Annotated in this window: 21 protein-coding genes; 2 read left to right on the top strand and 19 right to left on the bottom strand. The window is 42.9% G+C overall.

Going from position 1 to position 25,966, the window contains the following annotated elements; translation table 11 throughout:
- Positions 1-8: 8 nt before the first annotated feature.
- The 18 genes from LKD48_RS09410 to LKD48_RS09320 all read right to left on the bottom strand — a co-directional run bounded on the left by LKD48_RS09410 (position 9) and on the right by LKD48_RS09320 (position 22,255).
- Positions 9-1,226 carry a rhamnogalacturonan acetylesterase gene (locus LKD48_RS09410; RefSeq protein ID WP_308731868.1) on the bottom strand — a complete coding sequence of 406 codons (1,218 nt, stop codon included), beginning with the start codon at positions 1,224-1,226 and terminating at the stop codon, positions 9-11.
- Positions 1,227-1,506: 280 nt separating this feature from the next.
- Positions 1,507-2,739 carry a tyrosine--tRNA ligase gene (tyrS, locus tag LKD48_RS09405; RefSeq protein ID WP_066561089.1) on the bottom strand — a complete coding sequence of 411 codons (1,233 nt, stop codon included), beginning with the start codon at positions 2,737-2,739 and terminating at the stop codon, positions 1,507-1,509.
- A gap of 451 nt (positions 2,740-3,190) precedes the next feature.
- Positions 3,191-4,198, bottom strand: coding sequence for a transporter substrate-binding domain-containing protein (locus tag LKD48_RS09400; protein WP_082868607.1), 1,008 nt, complete (start codon positions 4,196-4,198; stop codon positions 3,191-3,193).
- A 79-nt stretch (positions 4,199-4,277) separates the two neighbouring features.
- The gene (locus tag LKD48_RS09395; protein WP_066561086.1) at positions 4,278-5,012 is read right to left on the bottom strand and encodes an amino acid ABC transporter ATP-binding protein; all 735 of its coding nucleotides are present in this window, start codon (positions 5,010-5,012) and stop codon (positions 4,278-4,280) included.
- 3 nt (positions 5,013-5,015) lie between these two features.
- Complete coding sequence (locus tag LKD48_RS09390; protein ID WP_066561084.1) at positions 5,016-5,693, bottom strand: amino acid ABC transporter permease; 678 nt, start codon at positions 5,691-5,693, stop codon at positions 5,016-5,018.
- Between the two features lie 153 nt (positions 5,694-5,846).
- Positions 5,847-6,260 (bottom strand): DUF3899 domain-containing protein, encoded by a 414-nt coding sequence (locus LKD48_RS09385; protein WP_066561082.1) that lies wholly within the window; start codon positions 6,258-6,260, stop codon positions 5,847-5,849.
- Positions 6,261-7,355, bottom strand: a complete 1,095-nt coding sequence (locus tag LKD48_RS09380; RefSeq protein WP_066561080.1) for an ABC transporter ATP-binding protein — start codon at positions 7,353-7,355, stop codon at positions 6,261-6,263.
- Positions 7,348-9,498: an oligopeptide/dipeptide ABC transporter ATP-binding protein gene (locus tag LKD48_RS16440; RefSeq protein WP_331466830.1), complete on the bottom strand. Its 2,151-nt coding sequence runs from the start codon at positions 9,496-9,498 to the stop codon at positions 7,348-7,350. Before LKD48_RS16440 ends, LKD48_RS09380 begins: the two co-directional genes overlap by 8 nt.
- 6 nt (positions 9,499-9,504) lie before the next feature.
- A complete protein-coding gene (locus tag LKD48_RS09365) occupies positions 9,505-11,049 on the bottom strand; it encodes an ABC transporter permease (RefSeq protein ID WP_308731867.1) in 1,545 nt (514 codons plus the stop codon).
- A 1-nt stretch (position 11,050) separates the two neighbouring features.
- Positions 11,051-12,001, bottom strand: coding sequence for an ABC transporter permease (locus LKD48_RS09360; protein ID WP_066561076.1), 951 nt, complete (start codon positions 11,999-12,001; stop codon positions 11,051-11,053).
- Between the two features lie 171 nt (positions 12,002-12,172).
- Positions 12,173-14,662, bottom strand: coding sequence for an ABC transporter substrate-binding protein (locus LKD48_RS09355; protein WP_066561074.1), 2,490 nt, complete (start codon positions 14,660-14,662; stop codon positions 12,173-12,175).
- Positions 14,663-14,844: 182 nt separating this feature from the next.
- Positions 14,845-15,891 (bottom strand): alpha/beta hydrolase, encoded by a 1,047-nt coding sequence (locus LKD48_RS09350; RefSeq protein WP_066561073.1) that lies wholly within the window; start codon positions 15,889-15,891, stop codon positions 14,845-14,847.
- 92 nt (positions 15,892-15,983) lie between these two features.
- The gene (locus LKD48_RS09345; RefSeq protein ID WP_066561071.1) at positions 15,984-16,418 is read right to left on the bottom strand and encodes a hypothetical protein; all 435 of its coding nucleotides are present in this window, start codon (positions 16,416-16,418) and stop codon (positions 15,984-15,986) included.
- 20 nt (positions 16,419-16,438) lie between these two features.
- A complete protein-coding gene (locus LKD48_RS09340; protein ID WP_066561063.1) occupies positions 16,439-17,395 on the bottom strand; it encodes an ATP-binding cassette domain-containing protein in 957 nt (318 codons plus the stop codon).
- A 13-nt stretch (positions 17,396-17,408) separates the two neighbouring features.
- Entirely contained in the window at positions 17,409-18,449 is a 1,041-nt protein-coding gene (locus LKD48_RS09335; protein ID WP_066561061.1) for an ABC transporter ATP-binding protein, read from the bottom strand.
- 12 nt (positions 18,450-18,461) lie between these two features.
- Complete coding sequence (oppC, locus tag LKD48_RS09330; RefSeq protein WP_066561059.1) at positions 18,462-19,388, bottom strand: oligopeptide ABC transporter permease OppC; 927 nt, start codon at positions 19,386-19,388, stop codon at positions 18,462-18,464.
- Positions 19,388-20,338: an ABC transporter permease gene (locus LKD48_RS09325; RefSeq protein ID WP_308731866.1), complete on the bottom strand. Its 951-nt coding sequence runs from the start codon at positions 20,336-20,338 to the stop codon at positions 19,388-19,390. Before LKD48_RS09325 ends, oppC begins: the two co-directional genes overlap by 1 nt.
- 3 nt (positions 20,339-20,341) lie before the next feature.
- Positions 20,342-22,255, bottom strand: coding sequence for a peptide ABC transporter substrate-binding protein (locus LKD48_RS09320; protein ID WP_308731865.1), 1,914 nt, complete (start codon positions 22,253-22,255; stop codon positions 20,342-20,344).
- A 557-nt stretch (positions 22,256-22,812) separates the two neighbouring features.
- Between LKD48_RS09320 and LKD48_RS09315 the strand changes: the two genes are divergently transcribed.
- Positions 22,813-23,310: an Lrp/AsnC family transcriptional regulator gene (locus tag LKD48_RS09315; RefSeq protein WP_308731864.1), complete on the top strand. Its 498-nt coding sequence runs from the start codon at positions 22,813-22,815 to the stop codon at positions 23,308-23,310.
- 147 nt (positions 23,311-23,457) lie between these two features.
- Here the strand turns inward: LKD48_RS09315 and tnpA are convergent, their stop codons facing one another.
- The gene (gene tnpA / locus LKD48_RS09310) at positions 23,458-23,976 is read right to left on the bottom strand and encodes an IS200/IS605 family transposase (RefSeq protein ID WP_262535909.1); all 519 of its coding nucleotides are present in this window, start codon (positions 23,974-23,976) and stop codon (positions 23,458-23,460) included.
- Positions 23,977-24,107: 131 nt separating this feature from the next.
- Between tnpA and LKD48_RS09305 the strand changes: the two genes are divergently transcribed.
- Positions 24,108-25,769, top strand: a complete 1,662-nt coding sequence (locus tag LKD48_RS09305) for an RNA-guided endonuclease InsQ/TnpB family protein (RefSeq protein WP_262535908.1) — start codon at positions 24,108-24,110, stop codon at positions 25,767-25,769.
- Positions 25,770-25,966: the final 197 nt, after the last annotated feature.

The following is a 25,966-nucleotide window of genomic DNA, read 5'->3' as shown; positions in this document are numbered from 1 at the left end:
ATCAAAATTTACTTCATCATTTCTGCATCTTTTTTTGCCTTTTCCACAGCTGCCACAAGATTATCCCCGGCACGCTCCATCGCATCAAAAACTTCTTTTTGTTCATCCTGATTCCCTGCTGCCGTGCTTGTTCCTGTCAAAATGGCTGTATGCTCATCTGGTGTGAAATCCTCTTCATCCTGCACATCAATCGCGAAAGTGAGAGGATCTAGCTTGCTCAATTCTCTTGCGATAAAATGTGCAAACAAAAATGAGCCATACTCGTTTGTGTGTGTCATATCTCCCGGGTGGAAATAGACACGGCTAGCTTCTTTTCCATTTTTCTTTATTAAATCTGCCGCATATTTATGAAGGTCAATTACAGGCACACCAGTCTCTTCCCCTACCTCAAAAACAGCCTGTGCATGCTCTGCTAAAAGATCATTGTAGGTGCCGTCATCCTTCCAGGTATTGCGCGCAAGCGGTGTTACAAGAATCGGAACTCCGCACAGTCCACGAATCTCATTTACATAATTCATCAGATTTTCCTTATAGCCTGTCTGTGCCTGCAGATGTGCCAGCTTCTGATCGTTATGACCAAACTGAAACAAGCAAAAATCACCCGGACGAATATCCTTCTTTACGATATCGTAGTGTCCCTCATTACGAAAGGTTTCTGTGGTAAGTCCGCTGTGCGCCTGGTTATCAATGGCTGTACCTCCTCCGATAAAATATGCAAGGCACTGTCCCCATGAACTGTAGCATCCGCCCGGCATATATGGCTTTGGACAAGTCTGATCAGTAACTGTGGAATCTCCTGCCAGATAGACTGCCGGAATTTTTGTCTTTGCAGAAAGCTTCTCTGCTGCCATACCAACACTCTTTAATTTCGTCAGATCCTCACATGCCACTGAAAAGCCAATCTTTGTGATTGTCATGCACTCGCTGTGAAAACGCGGGATCATCTCGCCAAAATGCAGATAAAGTGTTCCCTCAATCACCTCTCCTGCCTTTCTTTTTCCAAGACGCAATAGCTGCTTTCTTCCTGCAAATACAAATAGCTGCTCTATTTCTTTAGCAGTCTCTATTTTATATGTGATGTAATAAATGCCCTCGCCATCTGCATCAGCATAGTAATCAGCTACCTGTAATCCCTGTGCGTTTTCGCTTCCCTCGCTGCCTTCCTCAAAGCCGTCACCAAGCTCAGGAATATAGTCTGCAGCCTTAGTATCTAGCGTATGTATCATAATCGTTATCTCTCCTCTTATTTTCATATTTCACAGCATCTTGACCGTTTTTATATCGGTTTTAGCGCTCTGATTTGTGTGTTTTTCCAGTTTTGTTTATATAATACTCCCTTTTTATAATTCTTGCAACCTTTTTGTAGGCTATCTTTTGCAAAGCCATTCGGTGCAATGGTTTCGTCGTCGGACCAGTTTTGTTACAGTTCACTGGACGCCCATTCGAAAAAAAGACAGGTACCAACTTCTGTCAACACCTGTCTCTTTTATCATAAGTTCGTGATCTTTATGCAACAACAATCTTCTTAAAGTTCTTCTTACCCTTCTTAATCACGAGTCCTTCTGCCGGAATCTCATTTGCTGCAAAGCTCATGCGGATATCTGTTACTTTCTCATCGTTTACACTGACACCACCCTGCTCTACTGCACGGCGCGCCTCTGAACGTGACTTAGCAAGACCTGCCTTTACAAGAAGACTTAAGATATCAAGCTTCTCACCTTCACCTTCTGCAAAGTCAGCTGCGCTAAGCTCAACTGCAGGAATCTCTGCTGCATTTCCTGCACCAAACAATGCCTTTGCTGCGCTCTCAGCCTTCTTTGCTTCTTCCTCACCGTGAACAAGCTTTGTCAGCTCAAATGCTAAGATTTCCTTTGCCTTATTTAACTGGCTTCCTTCCCACTTATCCATCTCGTCGATCTGCTCAAGTGGAAGGAAGGTTAACATACGGATGCACTTTAAGACATCGGCATCTGCTACATTTCTCCAGTACTGGTAGAAGTCGTATGGGCTTGTCTTCTCTGGATCCAGCCATACAGCACCTGAAACAGTCTTACCCATCTTCTTACCCTCGGAGTTTAACAGCAGTGTGATGGTCATTGCACCTGCGTCCTCTCCCAGTTTACGACGGATCAGCTCAGTACCTCCTAACATATTGGACCACTGGTCATCACCACCAAACTGAAGGTTGCAGCCGTATTTCTGGAACAGCATATAGAAGTCGTAGCTCTGCATAATCATGTAGTTAAACTCTAAGAAGCTTAATCCACGCTCCATTCTCTGCTTGTAGCACTCAGCTGTCAGCATTCTGTTTACGCTAAAATGCGGTCCAACCTCTCTGAGTACATCAATATAGTTTAAATTTAACAGCCAGTCTGCATTGTTAACAAGCAGTGCCTTTCCATCAGAGAAATCAATGAAACGTGCCATCTGCTTCTTGAAGCACTCTACATTATGCTCGATAGTCTCTTTTGTCATCATCTTTCTCATATCGGTCTTTCCAGACGGATCACCGATCATTGCAGTACCGCCACCAATCAAAGCGATCGGCTTGTTTCCTGCCATCTGAAGTCTCTTCATTAAGCAAAGTGCCATGAAGTGACCTACATGAAGACTATCTGCTGTCGGGTCAAATCCGATGTAAAATACAGCCTTTCCATTATTAACGAGATCGCGGATACGCTCCTCATCTGTTACCTGGGCAATCAGCCCTCTTGCTACTAATTCTTCGTAAACCTGCATGTTTTTTCTCCTTTTCTGCGCTTTTATTACTTTCGCCTGAGAACTTTTCTAAATACAAAGCCCCCGTCCTAACAAAAGGACGAGGGCGAAATCTCGTGGTACCACCTTTCTTCACAGTCTGCTCACACAAACTGCCTTTCAAGTACACGCATCCTGTAAAAATAATCCAGTCAATCTGCGAATACTCTGACAAGATAACGGCTGCCGCGCCGCTGCAGTCTACTTTTGCAAAATCGCAAGTTCGGTGCAGAGCTCAGAGAGGTATTCCTTATAAGCTTCCCCTGCGCCTCTCACCTGCCGGCTGCTCTCTGTTGGTTTCCCTTATCAGTACTTGTTCTCCTCAACGCTGATACACAGAGTATAACAATGTGATTAAAAAATGTCAAGTCATTATTTTCAGTATCTTGACTCCGTTAGATTTTTTCTTTTAAAATATCCAATTACACTTTTTTTATTTCTTAGAAATATCTATTCCGAAGTACTTCTCAGACAGCTCGGTCAGTGTGCCATCATTTGCCATCTCATCAAGTGCATCATTTACAGCCTCTAAAAGAGTAACTGTATCATCACCCTTACGGATCGGAATTGCAATCTCCTCTACCTGATCGGAGTAGGTTGCAATCTTGATGTTTGAATCTGGATGCTCTTTCTTGTAATCGTTAAATACAACTTCTGCATTAAGTGTTGCATCGATACGCTTGGAAAGCAGCAGCTCGATAGTCTGATTTAAATCATCAACACCAGTAACAGTTGCACCATATGCCTCTGCCTGTGATGCGTAGGTACTTGTGATTGTGTTTGCAGTCCTCTTGCCCTTTAAATCTTCCATTGATGAAATCTCATCGTAATCGCCGCGAACGATAACAGCAGTCTTATTATATGCATATGGAGTAGAGAAATTGTACTTTTCTGCACGCTCCTTTGTCACGCCAACACCATTTACCATGATATCGTAACGTCCTGTCTCTAGACCTGCAAGCAGTCCATCCCACTCGCCCTCTACAAACTCAACCTCTACGCCAAGTTTCTCTGCAATGTTCTGTGCCACCTCTACGTCATAGCCAACAAGATCATTGTTATCATCATGGTAGGTCCACGGAGCCCATGTTCCCTCCATTGCCACAACAATGTTTCCGCGCTCCTTAATCTGTGCTAAAAGATCATCTGCTGACTCGCCGGTTCCGATTTCTGTAGATACTTCTTCGCTTCCAAGCTCAGTCTCAGCCTTCTTTGATTCTTCCTCGCTCTTTGCTTCTGCGCTTGTGTTTACTTCGCTGCTGCCTGCTTCTGTATCCTTGGTCTCGGCAGACTTTGTAGTAGTCTCCTTTGTCTCCTGTGCAGAAGTCTTTGCAGCTGTAGTACTCTTATCAGATGTACCCTTTGAAGAGCAGCCTGTCAATGCGGCAGATGCAATCACTGCTGCTGTTAATGTGCATGGAATTAATTTCTTAATTGTCATAATTTTCCTCCTCTTTATTTTATGAAAAAGCAGTACTGACAGATATTTTCCTTATCAGAAATGCTTTTACAATCAATAATTACTCCTGAAAGATTCGCAAGAACTCCTTTGTGCGCATTTCCTTCGGATGCTCAAAAAATTCCTTTGATGATCCCTGTTCGACAATTACTCCTTTTTCCATGAAGATCACACGATTTGATACTGTTCGCGCAAAGTTCATCTCATGAGTAACAACAAGCATTGTCATTCCTTCCTGTGCAAGCCGCTTCATAACTGCAAGCACCTCCACTGTCAGCTCTGGATCTAGCGCCGATGTCGGCTCATCAAAGTAAATAATCTCTGGATTTACTGCTATTGCCCTCGCAATCGCCACACGCTGCTGCTGACCACCTGAAAGCTGCGACGGATAGTAATCACTTCGATCTTCCATACCAACCTTTTTTAATGCCTCGTGTGCTATTTTATTTGCCTCATCCTTTGGCATTTTTCTTCCGACAATTAAGCCTTCCGTTACATTCTGCAATGCTGTTTTGTTGGCAAACAGGTTATAATTTTGAAATACGAAAGCCGTTTTCTTTCGAATACGCGCAATTGTGCGCTTCGATGCCTTATGCAGTTCAATTGTCTCCTTGTCAAATGTCATAGTTCCGCCATCTGCCTTCTCTAAGAAATTCAGGCAGCGAAGAAGTGTCGTCTTTCCTGATCCGCTCGGTCCAAGAATCGCAATCACATCTCCCTTATTAACAGAAAGGCTAACATCATGAAGAACATCTGTCTGACCAAATGACTTTTTAATATTTTTAATCTCCAGCATGTGTTACCCCTCCTTTCTGCCATAGTAGCTTAGCTTCTTCTCACCTATACTCTGCACCTTTGTCAGAACGGTTGAATACATCAGATAAATCAGACCTACTTCAGAATATAAAAGCAATGATTCATAATGTACTGCTATGATCTGCTTTGTCGTTTGAAGCATTTCCGTTACGGTAATACATGATGCCAAAGATGTATCCTTTACCATGGAAATCAATGAATTAAACAGGGATGGGAACGCGGTGCGCATTGCCTGTGGCAGCACGATTCTAAAAATCGTCTGTATATAAGAAAGACCTGCACACTGTCCGGCCTCTAACTGTCCTGACGGAACTGATTCTAGCGAAGCACGAACTGTCTCTGCACAATATGCGCCTTCATTTAATGCAAATACAATTACTGCTGCTGGAAATGGATCGAGTAAAATTCCGATCCTCGACAAGCCAAAAAACACAATATACAGCTGGACTAAAAGCGGCGTACCACGAAAGATCCAGATATAAAAGCGACAAATCTGCTTTAACACTTTGATGTTCGCAAACTGCACTAAAGCAACCACAATTGCAATCACCATTGCCAGTGAAAAGGAGATCACTGTTAACGGAATGGTGACAGTCAAGCCATGCATGAACATCTTTGGAAAGGAGTCAATAAACAGATTCCACAACCGACCACTAAACATAAAACACCCTCTTTTCTTAATAAAAGAATAAAGCAACGCGGCAACCCGCAGGCCGCCGCGTCAAAAACTTTAAAAACCTACTTCTTCGATAGTTTAATAGATTTTTTCCGATATGTCAATGAAATAAAATCTTATATTTTTTGTACTTTTCTGTTACTGTTCATACCATGCGACTGTTAGCGCTATTGCAATTATCAAAAATCCAAGACCCACAAGAAGTGTCATATATTGTCCTTTGCCTTTTTGCTTTCGCTTTTTGGCCTTTTCTACCTTAAACTCGTAGAATTTTCCATTCGCTTCCCGTGTGGAAAACGGAATCAGAAAATGAGCACCTTTTTGCAGTGCAAAGGAGAAAATATCAAGCACACCAGTAGTGGATATCCAGACAAGAAGACCAAAGCTTATATATAACAGTGCAATGACAGAAAAGCCATTGCCAATTGCCAGGATACGGTCTGCAGCCGATACGCCTTCTGCAAACGCTCCTTGCGATGTCATAACACCGACTGCGATAATAAGGCCAATTACAATCTGGATTATTAAACGGATTATATTTTTTTTCTCCATTTAATTTCCTTTCATCTGCTCTTTGTAACGTGCAAACTCGGCATCGTTGCAATGTACAAAATGACCTGGAGCCACCTCTCTGAAGGATGGCTTGTCGACTGTGTAGTCGTGCTCTTTTAGCGGAACGTATGTGATACGCTGACGTTGCTTCTCATAATGCGGGTCTGGAAGCGGAATTGCTGAAAGAAGCGATCTTGTATACGGATGAAGCGGATGCTTGAACAGCTCATCGGAGTCGGCAAGCTCTACCATTTTTCCATAATACATAACACCGATTCGATCAGAGAAATACTTTACAACAGATAAGTCATGAGCGATAAACAGAATCGTCAGTCCCATCTTATGACGAAGATCATCAAGAAGGTTGATAACCTGCGCCTGAATGGAAACATCAAGTGCGCTGACCGGCTCATCCGCAATGATAAGCTCCGGATTCATAACAACCGCACGTGCAACACCAATACGCTGGCGCTGTCCGCCGGAGAACTCATGCGGGTAGCGGCCTGCATGCTCACGCACAAGACCAACGAGCTCTAGTACACGATATACTTCTTCATCAATCTTTTTCTGATCCTTCTCACCGCGGATAACAAGACCTTCTGCAATAATCTGACGCACGGTCATACGCGGGTCGATGGATGCAATAGGATCCTGGAAAATCATCTGAATATCTGTTACAGCACGACGGCGCTTCTGATCTTCCTGCGCAAGACGAATCTGCTTTTTCTGCTCTGCAATCACTTCATCGCGCTTTTTCTTTGCATCCTTTAATTTCTCGCCGGACACACCAGACTTCTTTAAAGCAGTATAGGCTTTCTTTGCCTTCTCGATCTCCCACTTGTAGGAGCCAGTTCCTGCTGCGATGCGTTCTCCCTTAAAGTATACATTTCCGGAAGTGATGTTGTAAAGCTTGATGATGGAACGTCCTGTCGTAGTCTTTCCACAGCCGGACTCTCCTACAAGGCCGAATACTTCGCCCTTTTTCACTTCAAAGCTGACATCATCCACTGCCTTATTTTCTTTAAAATACTGGCACAGATGCTCTACCTTAAGCAGAGTCTCCTGTGAGCTTGCCACATTCTTTTTTTCAGGCATTGGACTTTCCTCCCTTCTCTTTCATTCGTGCAATTCTATCGGTGATGATCTTTGGAATCTTTACCTTTGGTGCATCCGGATGGAGCAGCCATGTTGCCGCATAATGCGTATCACTGATCTTAAACATCGGCGGCTGCATCTCAAAATCAATCTTAAGCGCATACTTGTTACGATCTGCAAATGCATCTCCTACCGGCGGATAAATCATATTCGGCGGTGTTCCCGGGATAGCTTCAAGACGATCATTTGTATCAACATCAGGCATAGCAGAAAGCAGTGCCCATGTATATGGATGCGCCGGTGAATAGAAGATATCATCTGCTGTTCCAGTCTCAACAAGCTTTCCTGCATACATAACGCCAATACGGTCTGCCATGTTTGCAACTACACCAAGATCATGCGTAATAAAGATAATAGACAGATTACGCTTTTCCTTTAAGTGATTGATAAGTTCCATGATTTGTGCCTGGATCGTAACGTCAAGTGCTGTTGTTGGCTCATCACAGATCAAAATATCTGGGTCAGCTGCCAGTGCAATTGCAATAACAATACGCTGTCTCATACCGCCTGAGAACTCAAATGGGTACTGACGATAACGCTTTCTAGGCTCGGAGATACCTACCTCCTCCAAAAGCTTTAATGCCTTGTACTTTGCCATTTCCTTTGTCACACGGCTTACGGCGCCAGATGCGTTTTCACGGAAAAATTCAATCAGCTCTTTTGTATTTTTCGCAAAATCAACTTCGTTTTGCTCTGCCAAATCTTCTTTATAATGCTCTGTCAGACGATTTAACAGTTCTCTTACATTATCCTGCTCAAGCTCAAGGTCAACTGCCGTAGATGGTGTTACCTTCCATGTTGGCTGTTTTCCCTTTGCAGTCAGATTATCATATTTCTTCTGCTGTTTTGCATGCTTTTTTGCAGCAGCTTTATTTTTATCAATTCCGCCAAAATAATGCTCCTGTGAAGCACGGATGCTTCCTGCAAATGTCCATGCAAGTCCATCCTTATGAATCTCAATAGGATCAATTGAAGCCTCTACTGCCTGAATCATCTTCTCAGCAGCTTCTTTACATGACTTCACATCCCAGGAATCACTGTCAAAGATGCTTCTGTTTGCACTGATCACATCAATTGCTTCCTTCTTTTTCCTTGCAGATTCTTTTGCACTAAAGGAAAGTGCCTTTGATGCTTCCTCACAAAACTCGTTTAAGAAGTTCTCCTCAAGATAGGTGCGCATCATTTTGTTAAGCTCATCAATCGGCATAGAAACTGGCACAGACTTTCCAGAGAACTGCGCATAGTAACCCATACTAAAGAAATCTGGTTTTTCTTTTTTAAGTGCTTCTGTCATGATGCCCTGCAAAATCTCAAGCTGCGCTTTTGATGCTGTAAAGTTTTTTGACTTGCAGTCAGAAGGAATCACTGATTCAAGTGTCTTTACTGCAGCTTCAAGCTTGCTCTTATCATTGCTTACAACAAAATCATTTGGTGTAAGCTTTGACAGGCGCACGATTTCCTTAAGTGTATACTTCGGATCATCGAGTGCTTTCTTTTCAATATGAAACAGTGTATCTGTAATATCGTCAAGCACCTCGATTGCAGCCTCATGCGCTGTGTTGTATGTCTGCTCAATCTCGATATGCTTAAATTCAAACTTATCAAAGTTTTGGCAAAGTGTGTGCGCCTTTGTGCTGTCTGTACCTGCCGCTGTCATTGTCTTTTCAAGCAGCGCAAGTGTCTGATTAAAGGAGTTTCTGCTGGCCTTCTGATGTGCCTTTCCCTTTAACAGCATCGCCTCTGTCAGCTGCTTTCCAACACGCATAATCGGATTTAAACTTGAAAGCGGATCCTGGAAGATCATTGCAATCTTATCACCACGGATGCGGTAAAAATCATCCTCACCTATTTTTAACAGATCCATACCATCGTAGATGATTGAACCGCCCTCGATGATGGAGTTTCCTGCAAGGATTCCAAGAATTGCCTTTGAAGTTACTGATTTACCTGAACCAGACTCTCCTACAATTGCAAGTGTCTCTCCTTTATTTAAATCAAAGCTGATATCTCGTACCGCCTGTACTTTTCCTGCCGGTGTGCGGAATGAGACAACCAGGTTATTTACTGAAAGTTTCTTTTCCATTCTAAATTACTCCTCCGTTCCTCTCAGGGATGGGTTAAAGGCATCCCGCAATCCGTTTCCAAACAGGTTGAAGGAAATCATAAGCAGGGAAATATAAATTGCCGGGAATAAAATAATGTGCGGATACGTCGTAAGCATCGAGGTTCCCTGTGAAAGCATGGTACCAAGTGATGTCATATTCGAAGAATCCAGATTTACAATTCCCAGATATGTCATGTTCGACTCTGAGTAGATAACACTCGGAACCGTAAGCACAGCACTAGTAATTAATGTTCCGATTGCATTTGGGAAAATATGCTTAAACATCAGTCGTGAATCCTTAGCGCCAAGTGTACGTGCAGCCAGAATATATTCCTGATTCTTATAACGATAAAACTGCATACGTGTCTTGCTTGCCATACCAATCCAACCTGTCAATACAAACGCAAACAACAAAGATGGCACAACGCCGACCTTGCTTGCCAGATGCAGCTGGAACAATGATGTTACTACAATAAACGGAACATCGTTTAAGATATCGGAGATTCGCTCCATGATCAAATCGATTGCGCCGCCGTAGAAGCCCTCGATTGCACCGTAAACAGCACCGATTGCCAAGTTGATTGCAGAAATAATCAATGCAAACAAAAGACTAAATCTTGCACCCTCAGCCATTCTTGTCAGGATATCCTGTCCGTAAGCATTTGTTCCGAACAAGAATATCGGCTCATGGCCGTAACGATACTGAAAATAGCTAAGAGCATCTACACGAACCTTAAATGACATTGACGTTGAAGAACCGGTTACTGTCGCGTAACGATAAGAACCATCATCTCCAGCAATACGAAGACTATGATAATCTCCGTCCTTTCCCTTTGTCAGATAAATAGGCGTAATATTTCCATCCTTATCCAGCTTCGGTGCACCCTTATTTGTACACTTATACCAGATATTTGGATCAGAACGCAGATTCGGTGCCTGAATTGACTTTGAGTCAACTGACGGATAAATTACCTGAATCTGATTTTCATCCTGCCAATCTTGAATAGCCTCATACTCTGCTTTTGTCAGCGTCAGATTTAACATACCAATCTTGGAATAGGAATCTACTCTTACATCATAAAATGTGCTGTTTGATGTGCTGGAGGAATCCTCATAATCAGCCTTATAGACTTTTGTGATCGCATTTACTCCGCGCTCTGTCTCCATTGCCTCATAATATGCATACATATCACTGCTGATTGTTTCTCTCTTTGCACCATCCCAGCCTGCCCATGAAAATAGCTTTGACTTTGGAAGCAGCTTTCCATACTGAAGATACGTTGTATCAGTCTTCGATTTTGTATAATTGTTGTGTGACACAAGCGGAACAATAAGTGCAAATGCAAGAAGCAGTGCAATGATAACCGCTGCTGTCAGTGAACTCTTATTGCGGCAAAAACGCATCATAGCATCCTTGAAATAACCAACTGGCTTTGTCTCAAGCTTCTTGTCATGGATCGCCTCGCTGCGGTCAAAAAATTCAAATTTTTCTTTTGGGATATTTGTATAATCTGTATTTTTGCGTGCCATTTTATCGTTCCCCCATTCTGATTCTCGGATCGATAAAGCCGTAGCTGATATCAACTACTAGTCCTGATACAAGTCCGATCAGTGTATAAAATGCAGACAACAGCATAAAGAAGTTGTAGTCGCGTGCTGTAATAGAATTTAAATACAGCTGGCCGACACCAGGTACACCAAAGATCGTCTCAATAATCAGAGATCCGCCTAAGATACCGACAAACTCTCCCAAAATCATTGGGAATACCGGAACCATGGAATTTCTCATTGCATGGCGAATCGTTGCCTGTGAGCGAGTCAAACCTTTTGTTCTTGCAAGCAGCATAAAATCACTTGTCAATACCTCAGAAAGCTCGGCGCGCACATATCTGGCCAGACTGGCAATACTTCCAAATGCCAGTGCCAGCACAGCCGGCATGACTGAGCGGAACATAGACAGTGAAAAATAGTTCGTTCCACTGTTCATCTGAAGTGGGAACAACTTAAGCTTATAGCAAAGCAAATACTGGATTAACAGTGCATATACATAAGACGGAACGGAAATAAATACCATGACAAGTGTAGAGATAAGATAATCCTGCCACTTGTTTTTCTTTAATGCAGCAAAAATACCAAGCAGCAGTCCGCTCGGAATTGCAAAAATCATGGAATAGATGTTTACCATCATGGTTGCCGGAAGTTTGGAAGTGAATACCTTCCATACATCCTGGCTGCGGTACAGCGCCTCACTGATTCCCCAGTCTCCACCTAATACGCTTCGTTTTAAGAAAATCAGATACTGTATCAGAATCGGCTTGTTATAGCCTAACGCTTCTCTTCGCTGCTGAATCAGATTCATGTCCTTGCCAAACTGCTTGGCATCCACAAGCGGCAGCAGCTTTACAAGTACAAAGCATACTGTCAGAATTGTGAAGAAGACAAAAAACATCAGCGCGATACGCTTTAGTACGTACTTAACCATCGTTGTCCTCCGTTTGTTTTCATGTTTAATTTTACGGTTTTACGCTTTTAAAATTTTTTCAAAAAACTGACAGGAAGGGGGCGGCAAGCCGCCCCCTTTCCCGTCGAAGTGTTGCTCTTTTTCGCAACATAATCACTTCTTATTATTCGATTTCTCGATTTTGATACTTCATTAGTTGTAATTGAGTTTTCCACCCTGCTCAGATACAAATGCATCCCACTCAGCATCGCTGTAGTCGTATGTCATGTACTGAACACCACCGCGGCCGATGCTGTAGTAATACTCATCTGTAGCAAACTGAATCTTCATACTCTTTAATGCAGCTGTACAGTCATCGAACATTGGAATCAGGTCATAATTTCCAAGAACTGCATTCTCCAGTCCAACTAATACCTCAAAACGATCTTCGCTGTTGTCATCTGCAGAACCAGCAGAGAACTCTTTTGTGGTACCATCCTCAGCCTTAATGGTAATAACTTCACCAAGCATAGCCTGAGTCCAATCCCATGCAGTTGCCGTGTAGGTAACGCCATCTGCCAATGTGATATCTATATCAGCAGACTTTGTATCCCATGACGGGTCATACTGATACTCGCTTGATGTATAAGCTTCCATTAAGCTGTACGGATCAAGTGCAGCACCTGTCCAGCCTACACCAAACAGAAGATCTACCTGCTGGCTTCTAAGTGCATCACTAAAGCCATTTCCAAGTGTATCATCTACGCTAAAGGTTAACTTGCCCTCAAGAGAAGTTCCCTTTACTGCCTCAGTGTAGCAGTTTACAAGGAACTCGTTACCCTTGTTGTAGAAGGTGCTCTCGCTGTTTGGAAGACCAATCTTGATCTCAACCACATCATCCTCATCCATAAGACCAGCTGCGATTGCCTCATCATATGCCTCGTTGAATCTCTCCTGAGCCATCTCTAAGTTGTAGCCTGTGATGCTGTCTACTGCCTCATCAACAGTTTCATACATCAATCCCTCACCGATATCATCAGAAAGACCCCAGAAGTTTGCTAAAACATTCTTTGCTTCCTCAGTATCACGGTAAGCAATACCCTCTTCCGGATCAGAGATAATGCTGTTTGAGTAAAGACCAAATGCAGCAGAGCTTAATGGGTTAACTGCTGCATTGAATGCATCACGGTCAAGTGCATAGCAAAGTGCCTCACGGAAGGACTTTAAGCTAAGGATTGTCTTGTTGATGTTATCGCCAGCAGCCTTCTGTGCTGCCTCAAGTCCCTCTACACCTGGATTCATTGCCATGAAGAAGGTACTCTCACCAACGGTATAATATGCGTAATCGCTAGAACCGTAGGTTTCGATATCATCCTTTGTCAAGCCATAGCTGTCAAGCTCACCGCTTAAGAACATCTCAAGTCTTGTTGATGGCTCTTTTACGCAGCTAACAACGATACTTGTAGTCTGATACTGACCGTCTACATTACCAAAGTAGTACTCGTTCTTATCAAGAACGTACTCCTTATCAGCCTGATAAGATGTCAGCTTGTAAGGTCCAAAGGAAGCAGTTGTCTCTGCAGAGGTACCATAAGTATTGTTGTAAACACCGTTGCTCTCAGACTCGCAGCTCTTATACAGATCTTCCTTTACTAACCAGGAATCTGTCAGTGAATACTTTAAGTAGAAGCCCTTTAATGGCTTTTCAAGGACTAAAACGAGTTCAGTATCGGATGGAGCAAAGATACCAACTTCGTCGATTGACATCTCTGGATACTCGGTACCCTGATAGATCATCTCTTCCCACTCTTTGTATGCATAGTCGCCGCCTTCTGCTGCGTAATCCTCTACAGTCGCATATCCGTGAAGATTTGCAACGATGTGCTCAAGTGCCTCAACAACCTCATCAGTTACCGGAACATAGCCGTCATCATTTGCATTTGCTGCCAAAACAGTCTCATACAGATCAACGTCGTCTTTCATAAATGCAGACTTATAATCGTCTAATGCATAGTAATCAGACAGTCCGTCAGAACCCCAAGTTGCACAGTCATTTAAGCTAACTGCTAAGTCATGTCCGTCTACAACGTAAACGCCATTCTCATTCTTCTCGAATGCAGATGGATCTACGTACTCATCCTCACCCATCTCAGAAGAGATAAAAGTCTCAGCATATGCATGCTGTCCTGCATAAAGGAAATTCTTTGCATTCTTTAATACAAGATTTCCAGAGTACAGCATATCTGCGCGGTGATGCTGTGCCTTCGGGTTTAACAGAAGTTCTGCGGACTTTACAAAATCAGAAGCAACGATCGGTGTACCGTCATCCCACTTTAAATCATCACGAATGGTAATCTTCCATGCCAATGACTCATCACCGTCTAAACCATACTGATCCTTATACTCAGCAGTTACATCCTCTGGATCGCCTGTTGCAACAAGCGGAACCATCTGATAACCATCCCTATCCTCATTGAAATCGAAGCTGTAGAAACCAGCCTCCAGATACTGCATCAGCTCAGAATCGGTCTGGGTCTGATTGTCATGCAGACTCCAGTTTGTTGGGAAATCGGCTAACGCATAGCGATAGGTATAGCTCTCAGACTCCGTTGTGGTTGCGTCTGATGCAAAAACTGCAGTGCTGCCAAGTGTAGTTGCAGCCATAGAAGCAGCCAGCATCAAAGATAATGCTACCTTTCTCATATTCATTCCTCCTATTTTCTTCTCATGTTCCGTTAGGTTTTATTTAGAACCTGATAAATCAGTATCATATATATTATATATGACCTAAAAAAACCTGTCAAGGCTAGGGCTGATTTTCTTTAGCTTTCTTAGTCAACTTGCCAGAGGGACACATTTTGAGCCACCGTACCTGTCACCATGGCTTACTTGCAGTTCTTATCAAGGAAATCAAGCACTGTCTTTACAAACAGTGGATCCATATCATTTGCCTGCTTTTTATCAAGGCGGGCAAACCATTTTGAAAGCACCTTTTCTGGAACACGGTTATAATACAAATCGTGAAGCATCTTTAATTCTTCCTTCTTGGCTAGATAATAAGCTGTTCCGCCTTTTGTGAAGAAAATTCCCATGTGATTGCTCTTTCCCGGACGTGTCTCAGTATAGTACTCAACATTTGGATTTGTAATATGGCTTCGCTGCGCGATAATAGAAGATCCCTCATAGCTAATCACTTCATCCTCTTTGCCATGCATAACAAGAACTGGCACGTCACAGCTATTGATGCCATCAATTGCAGACAAATTATAATTCTTACCAAAAACAATACGCTGATAAAGCGCAGCAAACGGAAGCAATAAATCTACCAACAATGTTGGAATGATGCGTCCTGCCGCCTCTTTTGTAATTGCCATTGGACTAGAAAATCCTGAAATTGTAATAACACCTGCAATATTGTGCTTAAAATTCAGCACTGCCGCAGCTGTATAACCGCCCCAGCTATGACCATATAAAAATACTGGAAGATTCTTTAGTGATGCAGACGCCTCAATATAACCCAAAACTGCATTCAAATCCTTCACAGCCTGATAGAAGCCCACAGATGAAGCTCCCTCACTTTCATACACGCCCGTATAATCAAATGTAAAAACCTGATAACCATCATCCAGCATATATTTAACCATGCTTAAGTTATCTTCTCCGCCGCCTGCAATTCCATGGCACACAACAACGAGACCTTTGGCAGATGCTTCTCCATATAAATATCCTGTCAGATGAGTGGAACCAGAGACGATTGTGATTTTTTTTCTCACCATTCCGCTCATATCCTTATAGCGCAGACTGATTGCGTCATCCTCCTTCTCCTGTCTGGCGAATACCTTGTGGAAAATACCTCTCACGGTCAAAATACTGGCTGCACTTACCGCTGCCACTCCTGCAATGACTGCTTTTCCTTTTTTTGATTTTGCCATAGAATCCCATCCTTTCTCTGATATCTTTGTTCTACAATCATACCCTTATTTACGAAAAAAAGCAAGGCATGTGCCCTGCTTTTTGTGGCTTCTTAAAAGAGTGGGATCACAATCCCGGCGATCACAAGGATCATTCCAGAAATCAAAAACGCTGCCATCTGACATGCTGCCTTTTCAGATTCATCCAACTCCTCATACGGCACAATTTCCTCATCGAGGTAGTCTGCAATATCGCCGCCCATGCTTTGCTTTGTTTTTTTCTTTTTATTTTTCACACCAAACTTTTTTTTCGCTGTATCAATAGGTGTTAATCCATCCAGATGCAGATAAGAAAACCATGCACCAGCCATTAAAATAATTCCAACTGCCCCCAGTCCAAAGCCAAGCCTTGAAACTCCAATCCGCTCTACGTTCACGTATTTATCCCATAGCAAGACGATCACCAGACCGATTAGGGTTCTGGTGATCGTTTTTGTCACAATGGGGCGAATCATATAGCGGTGATACTGTTTTTTCAACCATCTCATGCTCTTCTCACGCCTCTTCTTTATGCTTTCTCTGCTGCATTGATTGCTTCAATCTCAGCACGATATTTCTCAAGCTCCGGCTCATTACCATATACAAAATGACCTTCAGTAATCTCTACCCACTGCGGCTTAGAAATCGTATAATCATGAAGTGTTGGATCGTAAATCAAAAGCTTTTTCTTCTTCTCAATTTCTGGATCCGGAATCGGAACTGCTGAAAGCAGTGCCTTTGTATAAGGATGCAGTGGATGATGGAATAATTCCTCTGCCTCTGCAAGCTCCACAATACGACCTTTATAGATAACAGCAATACGGTCTGAAATAAAACGTACTACAGAAAGGTCATGTGCAATAAACAGATATGTCAGTCCTCTTGATGCCTTTAACTGGTTTAACAGGTTCAATACCTGTGCACGAATAGAAACATCAAGCGCTGAAATCGGCTCATCAGCTACAACAAACTCTGGCTCCATAATCAAGGCTCTTGCGATACCGATACGCTGTCTTTGTCCACCAGAGAACTCGTGCGGGAAACGAGATGCAAACTCCGGAAGAAGACCAACCTCTCGAAGTGCCTTCTGTACCTTCGCCTCGCGATCTGCCTCATCCTTATACATATGGAAGTTTAACAGACCCTCAGAGACAATGTAATCAACCTTTGCACGCTCATTTAAGGATGCCATAGGATCCTGGAAAATCATCTGGCAGCTCTTAATAACCTCGCGGTCAAGCTCCCTTGAAATCTTTCCATTGATCTTCTTGCCCTTAAAGTAGATCTCTCCGGCCGAAGTAGGATTGATACGGGTAATAGCGCGGCCGATGGTAGTCTTTCCGGAACCGGACTCACCTACCAGGGAGAATGTCTCTCCCTTATAAATATCAAAATTCACATGGTCAACTGCTACAAACTTTTTTCGTCCTTTTCCGAAACTAATCTGCAGGTCTTTGACCTCAATCAGCTTTTCTCTCTCAGCCATACTCATACCTCTTTTACTTATGCGCTCTCATTTTCTGTCTGAGCTGCTGCACAGACTTCGGCGGTTCTATCTTCGGTGCACGCGGATCCAGATACCAAGTCTTTGCCTTGTGCGTCTCTGAAACTTCAAAATATGGAGGCTCTTCCTCAAAATCAATAGCCAGTGCCTGTCTGTTTCGCGGTGCAAATGCATCACCCTTAATCTTGTTAAACAGATTCGGCGGTGTACCGTCGATCGTTGGCAGTGCCTCGCCCTTCACGCCAAGCTGCGGAAGTGCAGAAAGAAGTGCCCAAGTATAAGGATGTCTTGCATCGTAGAAAATCTCATCTACCTTGCCTACCTCCACGATCTGTCCTGCATACATAACTGCAACACGGTCAGCTACGTTTGCCACAACACCAAGATCGTGTGTGATATAAATAACAGACATATGATACTCTGCCTGCAGATTTCTGATCAGCTCCAAAATCTGAGCCTGAATTGTTACGTCCAGTGCGGTGGTAGGCTCATCGCAGATTAAAATCTGCGGCCGGCATGCAACCGCAATAGCAATAACAACACGCTGTCTCATACCGCCTGAAAACTCATGCGGATACTGGTTATAACGCATTTCAGGATATGGAATACCTACCTTCTCAAGAATCTGAAGAGTTGCCTTCTTTGCAACTGCTCCCTTAAGACCCTGATGAAGCTCGATACACTCCTGAATCTGCTTTCCAACCTTTTTCAATGGATTTAAGGAAGTCATAGGATCCTGCATAACCATCGCGATTTTCTTACCACGAATAGTCATCCACTCCTTTTCCTTCTTAAACTTTGCCAGATCCTTGCCATCGTACATAATGCTTCCGCCAGTAATGCTGCCGTTTCCATCAAGCATACCAACAAATGTCTTTGTAAATACACTTTTTCCTGAACCGGACTCTCCTACGATTGCAAGTGTCTCTCCATCATACAGATCAAGAGAACACTTACGGATCGCATTTAATTTGTTTCCGCGAAGGCTAAACGTAATTTCAACGTCTTTGGCGGATAATATTGGTTTCTTTTCCATTGTTCTCCCCCCTTAAACGTGATTTCTCGGATCAGCCGCATCGGAAAATGCGTTACCAACCAGATAGAATGTGATCGTAACAACAGATACAATAACTGCCGGGAATACCAGCAAATATGGATAATTCAGGAAATAGCTTCTTGCATTACGAAGAAGGATTCCAAGTGTAGGTGTGTTAATATCAAGACCAAGACCAAGATAGGAAAGAGTAGTCTCCATACTGATTGTTCTCGGGATTGACAGTGCCACTCTTAAGATAATAACACTAATCAGATACGGTAAAATATTCTTAAGAAGAATACGGTAAGTCGGAGTACCTAAACATCTTGATGCTAAGTTATACTCGCGGTCACGATACATCATAACAAGGTTACGGATGTTTCTTGCCATTCCAAGCCAACCAAATGCAATCAAAGAAACTGCCATGATGGTAAAGCTCTTACCAACCATTAAGGCAATCAGTGTCATGTAAATGATCTGCGGAATGTTATCAATTACATTGTACAGCTCTGTAAAGAAACGGTCTAACTGGCGAACATATCCCCAAAGAAGACCAATCGTAACACCAAGCACGCACTCACCGATTGCAACGATACAGGCAAGCTTAATAGATGTCTGTGTCGCATACCATACCTGGCTCCAATAGTCACGTCCTAAGTTATCAGTACCAAACCAGAACTCTGAGTTTGGAAGGATAAAGCCCTTTGAACTATCTGTGACAAGATTACGATAATCGTATTTTCCGATTACAAGTGCAACGAATGAAAATACAACAAGTGCAACAAACACGATTAAAAGCGCAACTGCACTCTTTTTCTTTAAGAAATTGTGAAATACAGATTTCCAATAAGAATAATTGGAATATCCGATCATCTCGGCCTTTTCAGGGGAGTACTCGACAACCTTAAAGCGTGCGTCATCATTTGAATTGACTGCCATTATCTTGTACCTCCCTTTCCGGTCAATGTAATACGTGGGTCAATGATCATCATCAAAACATCACCCAAAAATACGCCTATGATACCAAGTGCAGCGTATAAAATAACAAGCGTCTGAACAACATTTGTGTCATAACGGTTGATTGCGTCAGTAAGAAGAGAGCCCATACCTGGAACAGAGAAGAAACGCTCTACCAGAAGAGAACCGCCTACTGTCAGCAAAATAGAATAAGGAATATACTGTGCAAGCGGAACGAATGCATTTCTAAGCACATGAGTAACCATGATACGCTTTGATGAAAGACCCTTCACACGCGCCAGCTTAATATAATCCTTATTTAACTCATCTACCATGTAACGTCTTGTCCACAGAGCATAGCCTGCAATTGATGAAAGAGAAAGACATGCAACCGGCAGGATCATAGAAGGTCCTGGATTTCTCGTTGAATACATGGAAGGAAGCTTTAACACATGGGAACCAAATACAAGAACAAGTGAATAAGCAACAAGCGGCGGAACTGCATTTACCAATATCGTGTAAATTGTTCCAATGCCGTCGATAATACCGTCCTTAAAACGTGCCTGAAGCACACCCATAATAACACCAATTACCAGAGAGATTGCAAAAGAGATCAGACCTAACTGCATCGACATTGCAAACTTTCCGCCAATTACCTTTACAACAGAGACACCGCTTTGAATTCGTCGAGATGTACCAAAGTCAAGTCTCAACAACTGCCCATAATAGCGTGTCAGCTGTGTAAAGGTACTATCTAATAAACCTGCTGCCTTAAGCTGATCGTGCTTTTGCTGATCGGTCAGCTTCATTAGCTGGTCCTCGGTAAAGAAATAATCCGTAGGCAGCATTCTAAGCAGCAGGAATACGATAGTCACCACAATGAGGATTGTTACAAGAGACTGTAACAATCTCTTTACGGTGTATTTTGCCATATATTATTCAGCCATACCTGCATTCCAGGTTTCCTGGAATCCAGCGTAGTCTTCTGCAGTATAGGCGTCTGTAGAAGTCTCCCAATTCTTATACTTCTGATTCTGAATACCAAACATAGCGTTCTGATTGGTGTAATCATTTACGTGAGTCAGCTCCCAACCGATATCAAAGTTTGACGGAAGGGTCAGTGCATGATCAAGTAAGAATGCCTCTGCGTCTGCATAAGCCTCATATCTTGCATCCAGATCATCTGTGATGGCATCAGCCTTATTTACTAACTCAGTAAACTCATCATACAGTGCCTTCAGCTCCTCGCTCTCATTATCTACTGCATGACCATAAGCTACCATGTAATATGCGTTATCGCTGTCATTTGTTTCCTGTCCTAAGTAGTTCTGCGGATCACCGTAGTCAGCGCCCCATCCGTTGATAACGAAGGACTGACGTCTTGGATCACGAACTTCCTTAGCAAGACTAGATACATAAGAATCAATATCAAGAACGATGAAGTCATCACCGAAGCAATCGGAGAATGCCTGCTTTAATACATTTGCACTATCAAGAGTAGTCTGATTTCCACCAGCTACGAAATATCTTGCATGTACTGGGAAGGTAACGCCTGCTGCTGTTAACTCCTCAATTGCCTGTGCCTTGTACTCTTCAAACTTCTCAGAATCAAGACGAGTCATTGTCTCACCATCATATGCCGGAAGACCTAACTTTTCCTGAACCAGACTGGTGTACTCGGTACCATCAGACAGGTAAACAAGACCCTGCATTGTGTATGCATTGTTGTAGCACTTGTATGGATTAATTGCATTTGTTCTCTTGTAGTAGCTTCCAAGATCAAGACCATAGTACCAGCACTTACGGAATGCTTCGTTTGCAATAGCGGTATTCCAATTTGTATCCTCGGACTGATCATCGTTATGCTTATCATAGTTAAAGTGGAACTGATAAGAGAACTTTGTTGGACGCTTCTCAACTAACTGATCATGAAGTGGATCAGACTCATTGTTGTAGATAGTGGTCAGGTTAGACTCTGACAGATTTACATGATCAAGCTCACCAGTAGTATACAGCTGATATGCAGTATCAATAGACTCTACCATCTTAATAGTAACAGAATCAAACAACTTTGCCTCGGTATCCCAGTACAGCGGGTTCTTTGTCAAGGTCTTTGTATTCTGCTGGATGTACTCAGTACAGGTATAAGCACCATTGTACCAGATATTTTCTGGTGTTGCAGCCTTAAAACCATCAATGCCGATCTCATCGATCATTGCCTGAGAAATTGGATACAGACAGTTATAGGTAGCTACAGTATCGAAATATGGCTTCTCACTTACACATGTATACTGTAATGTATAATCATCAATTGCCTTGATGCCAACAGTATCAGCAAACTCTGGGCTTTCAGCTGTCAGTGCAAGACCTGCATCTGCATCAAGCTCACTTGTCATGTTGTAGTAATCCTCTGCACCAACGATCATCTCCATCGGCATAGAAGTGTTAGTTGCATCATTCTTGTGGAAGTTTAATACCCACTCAAGTCCGGTTAAGAAGTCCTGTGCAGTAACTTCACCCTTCTCATTTCCGTTCTGATCAACCCACTTAACACCCTGTCTTAAATGGAATGTCCAAGTAACACCATTATCCTCTGTCTCCCAGCTCTCTGCAACTGCCGGTGCCAGCTTACCATACTCATCTGATTCAAGCAAACCATCATACAAATTGGTCAGTACCTGAAGATCAGTTGCCTGCTGAGAATACAAAACGTTCCAAGTCTCAATCTCTCTTGACTGAAGCTCGTAATCATACAGATCCTTAATCTCGTCTGCCATTGCCGGCACTGCGGATACTGCTGCCATTGCGACTGCTGTAAGAACAGCTGCTGCCTTTCTTGTCTTTCTCATGTGTCATCCTCCTTTTTGATGATATGACTTAGTCTCTTCTTAATTGTCATTTCCCCGTAGATGTCATAATACCTATACGAAGAGCGCCTGCCCTGCAGAAATTAAATCCTAAGACGATTTTCGTCTGTTGTCACTTTAAAGCAATGGAGCATTTTTGAAGAATGTGCCCTCCCTACGAACGACATAAAAAATACTGCCTGTTGCTTACTTGTGTCAGCAAAGAATGATTTGAAAAAAAGATGGTACACTTTTCCATGATCCTAATTGTGTCCATCTACTCTCGTCTAGTCATGTCCTGCTTGAAGCATACCGTTACTATAAACCAAATCAATTCATCTGTCAATCATTTATCTTGATTTTTTATAAGAAAAACTTACCTTTTTTCACAAAAAATGCCTTTTTTGTTTATTTTATGAGGTTACCCCCATAAAAAAAAGCATTTTTTCTTAAAAAACTTTTGTTTCTTCTGTTTACAATCCAGAAGTTATCTGCTATGATGAATCAATGTTAATAAATATTCTGTTACTGTTATTACACAGCAAAGTGAGGGGTTTGTTATGGATCATATTGACCGCTGCATCGTTGATATTCTGCAGCATAATGCACGTTTACCGGTTAAAGAGATTGCCAGCCGTGTCTCTTTGTCATCACCGGCCGTATGCGCCCGCATCGAGCGTCTTGAAAAATCTGGTGTCTTAGCTGGCTACCAGGCTATGATAAATGTAACCGCTATCGGCTATCTTGTAAAGGCATTCATAAATCTGGAGGTAGAACCTGACCAAAAGCCAGCCTTCTATCCTTACATTGAGTCCTGCACCAACGTAGTTGAATGCAGCTGCGTAACAGGCGAGTACTCTATGCTGATTGAAGCCTATTTCCATACCACGCAGGAGCTTGACCAGTTTGTCAATTATCTTCAGAAATTTGGACGCACCCGAACCCAGATTGTATTTTCTACATGTGTGGAGCATCGCGGCATTCCGTTGTCCGAAGACAGCACGCTACAGCCGCCAAACAGCTTAAAAAAGTCTGAAAAAAACGATTCTGATAAATAAAAAATAAGCGAGCCGGATTGATCTTATTATCCGGCTCGCTTATTTTTTATCACTTATTATTATATTATAATGTTTCAGCGCAGAAAACCCTGTCCGTTCGCAAGAACGTACGCGGGATGAATGCGCCGATTGTATACAAACCAGACATCATTCCAACAGATTTTTTTTCTGGAATTTGGAACCTCTTTTGGCCTGATGTTCTTCCGAGCGCTGAGATTCAATGTACTGCTTTAATGTTTCAAGAGAAACGCTTCCGGTAGTGGCTATAAAGTAGCTGCGGCTCCAGAATGAGGTATCATCCCCATAGATGTATTGTTTGATCTGTTCAGGGAATCGCTTACGCATCTCTCTTGACAACTGAGTCTTGATACTTCTTACAAAGACGGATACGTTTGTATTCGGTGGCAGTGATACCAGCAGATGGATATGATCTCTGTCTGTCTCTGCTGACAGGATTTTTCCGCGGAATTGCTCCGCCATATGATTTGAAAACTCCTTCATGGCAGAACTCATTTCTTCATTAATTACCGGTTTTCGATAATGCGTGACGAAAATCATATGATAGGTAAGGCAATAGATACAATGCTGCCCCCGGTTGTATCCATCTTTCTTTACCCTGTCTTTTTTGTCTTTGATATCATCAGCATTTCCGGATATACGTTTCATAATAATACCTCTCTCATTTATAGCTAAAATGATTTAAAACTTTGTGTATAGCTTGATTTTACATGTATTTTATCGTATAATATATCTGTAGTCAACCATATTCTCACGTTTTTTAAAAAGGAGGGTTCTGTATGCATACCATATCAATATTTGTGGATAAAAACCGGATGCCAAAGCCTGCATCGTATTTCGAGTGCCAGACTCACCTTGCAAAAAATTTGCGAAACGCAGCAAACTTTATCATTCGTAACCTGCGTACTGGACTGAAAAAAGCTCCGGATACACGCACCGCCAACGAGAATGAGGTTCTGGAGACCGTACGTATCGGTATTGAGATGGCAAATGAAAAGCTTCTGAAAGATGTTGACCGACTCACGAAGCAGCTGCAGAAACTGCCTGCAGACGACCCGGCCCGCACAAAGATCCAAAAGCGCATAGAAAACAAACAGAAAAACCATCCGAGTATGCCAACATCCGATCACTGGATGCTCACCTACGAGACATTGGATGCGGTGATGAAGAATACAAAGAATCCCGACTACTATGCCATGCCGTCACAGGTAAACCAGCAGGTACTTCGAAAGGTTCTCAAGGACTGGAAATCATATTTTGAAGCCCTGGCATCGTATCGCCAAAACCTGGAAAAGTTTAAATCACAGCCAAAGCAGCCGAGATACATAAAGACACCGTACACGACCGTTACTTTTACCAATCAGGTTGCAAAGCGGTCTGATATCCGTGGAAAAATGTATATCACCTTTCCACGCTGTTTGGTGCCGGTCTGTGTTGGAAAGCCGGAAGGCTCTTATGTCCGAACAGAAGTCAAGCCCTGCTATGGCGGATATATGATCTATGTGACCTTTCAGGATGCAGTCAAAACACCGGAAGCACCGAAAAATCCCACAAGGATTCTTGGACTGGATCCGGGACTTGACAACTTTTTAACCGCATTAACGAATTTCCCGGAAGCTCCGTTCATTCTGGACGGACACTGGTTAAAATCCATCAATCAGAACTTTAACCGCAAACGCGCTGTTTTGATGTCTGAGCTGACCAGAGGATTGGATTCCACAAAATCCGTGAAAAACTCTGCCCGACTGAACCGTATCTCAAAGAACAGAGCCTGTCAGATAGAAGATTTCTTTTACAAGGCAGCCCACTATATTGTGGATTTCTGTCTAAAAAATAAGGTTGAGGTCATTGTCTGCGGACACAACAAAGACCAGAAGCAGGGGATTAACATTGGTGCCGGCAACAACCAGCACTTTGTCAGCATTCCATATGCAAGATTTTTCTGGATCCTTACATGCGTTGCAGCAAAGGCAGGCATTCCTGTCATTGAAACTGAGGAATCATTTACTTCCAGGGCAAGTCTGATCGACAACGATCCCCTTCCTGTCTACAAAGAAGGAAAAGATGCAGCGTACCGGTTTTCCGGGAAACGAATCTCACGCGGACAATACGAGTCAAAGAACGGTACGATTCTAAATGCAGATGTCAACGGTGCAGGAAATATCATTCGCAAGATCTATCCGAATGCATTTGATGAAGTAAAAGATTTCTCCTACACGAATAAGACGGTCATCCGGGTCACCAGAGAGGCACTCTGCCTTGTAAAACACAAAGAAAAGCACGCCGGACCACGAAGAAAAAGTGGCATGAACCGATGGCTGCATCATCGCAGACAGGAACAGAAGCTTGTCTATTTTGAACTGTTTAAAGCAAGCAGTGCCAGGGATAAGACCAGGTATATCGAGGAATCAAAACAAAAAGCCGCCCAAAAGACGGCTTAAAGGTAAACCCGTAACAGGGTGTAGAGGGCTCGTGAAGGTCCTTTGAGGCGTTCCACCATGTCTCAAGAAGCCTCGCCCGTTCGTGAGAACGTGCGCGGGAGCATCAGTTCGCTCGGCGCGAGCGTTAATCTTAAAGGTGAAAGTCCTAAGTGCGCCTGTTAGCGGGAAGCACATAGCCAACAAGACAAGGGTGTCCG

The sequence above is a fragment of the Anthropogastromicrobium aceti genome, assembly GCF_020687335.1.
GTDB lineage: Bacteria > Bacillota > Clostridia > Lachnospirales > Lachnospiraceae > Anthropogastromicrobium > Anthropogastromicrobium aceti.
The sequence above is the reverse complement of the archived record's forward strand: the minus strand, read 5'-3'. Positions and strand labels throughout refer to the sequence as shown.

Bases quoted from the DNA above. Each gene is read 5' to 3' on its own strand.
- LKD48_RS09410 (WP_308731868.1), bottom strand. From the start codon at position 1,226: ATGATACATACGCTAGATACTAAGGCTGCAGACTATATTCCTGAGCTT.
- tyrS (WP_066561089.1), bottom strand. From the start codon at position 2,739: ATGCAGGTTTACGAAGAATTAGTAGCAAGAGGGCTGATTGCCCAGGTA.
- LKD48_RS09400 (WP_082868607.1), bottom strand. From the start codon at position 4,198: ATGACAATTAAGAAATTAATTCCATGCACATTAACAGCAGCAGTGATT.
- LKD48_RS09395 (WP_066561086.1), bottom strand. From the start codon at position 5,012: ATGCTGGAGATTAAAAATATTAAAAAGTCATTTGGTCAGACAGATGTT.
- LKD48_RS09390 (WP_066561084.1), bottom strand. From the start codon at position 5,693: ATGTTTAGTGGTCGGTTGTGGAATCTGTTTATTGACTCCTTTCCAAAG.
- LKD48_RS09385 (WP_066561082.1), bottom strand. From the start codon at position 6,260: ATGGAGAAAAAAAATATAATCCGTTTAATAATCCAGATTGTAATTGGC.
- LKD48_RS09380 (WP_066561080.1), bottom strand. From the start codon at position 7,355: ATGCCTGAAAAAAAGAATGTGGCAAGCTCACAGGAGACTCTGCTTAAG.
- LKD48_RS16440 (WP_331466830.1), bottom strand. From the start codon at position 9,498: ATGGAAAAGAAACTTTCAGTAAATAACCTGGTTGTCTCATTCCGCACA.
- LKD48_RS09365 (WP_308731867.1), bottom strand. From the start codon at position 11,049: ATGGCACGCAAAAATACAGATTATACAAATATCCCAAAAGAAAAATTT.
- LKD48_RS09360 (WP_066561076.1), bottom strand. From the start codon at position 12,001: ATGGTTAAGTACGTACTAAAGCGTATCGCGCTGATGTTTTTTGTCTTC.
- LKD48_RS09355 (WP_066561074.1), bottom strand. From the start codon at position 14,662: ATGAGAAAGGTAGCATTATCTTTGATGCTGGCTGCTTCTATGGCTGCA.
- LKD48_RS09350 (WP_066561073.1), bottom strand. From the start codon at position 15,891: ATGGCAAAATCAAAAAAAGGAAAAGCAGTCATTGCAGGAGTGGCAGCG.
- LKD48_RS09345 (WP_066561071.1), bottom strand. From the start codon at position 16,418: ATGAGATGGTTGAAAAAACAGTATCACCGCTATATGATTCGCCCCATT.
- LKD48_RS09340 (WP_066561063.1), bottom strand. From the start codon at position 17,395: ATGGCTGAGAGAGAAAAGCTGATTGAGGTCAAAGACCTGCAGATTAGT.
- LKD48_RS09335 (WP_066561061.1), bottom strand. From the start codon at position 18,449: ATGGAAAAGAAACCAATATTATCCGCCAAAGACGTTGAAATTACGTTT.
- oppC (WP_066561059.1), bottom strand. From the start codon at position 19,388: ATGGCAGTCAATTCAAATGATGACGCACGCTTTAAGGTTGTCGAGTAC.
- LKD48_RS09325 (WP_308731866.1), bottom strand. From the start codon at position 20,338: ATGGCAAAATACACCGTAAAGAGATTGTTACAGTCTCTTGTAACAATC.
- LKD48_RS09320 (WP_308731865.1), bottom strand. From the start codon at position 22,255: ATGAGAAAGACAAGAAAGGCAGCAGCTGTTCTTACAGCAGTCGCAATG.
- LKD48_RS09315 (WP_308731864.1), top strand. From the start codon at position 22,813: ATGGATCATATTGACCGCTGCATCGTTGATATTCTGCAGCATAATGCA.
- tnpA (WP_262535909.1), bottom strand. From the start codon at position 23,976: ATGAAACGTATATCCGGAAATGCTGATGATATCAAAGACAAAAAAGAC.
- LKD48_RS09305 (WP_262535908.1), top strand. From the start codon at position 24,108: ATGCATACCATATCAATATTTGTGGATAAAAACCGGATGCCAAAGCCT.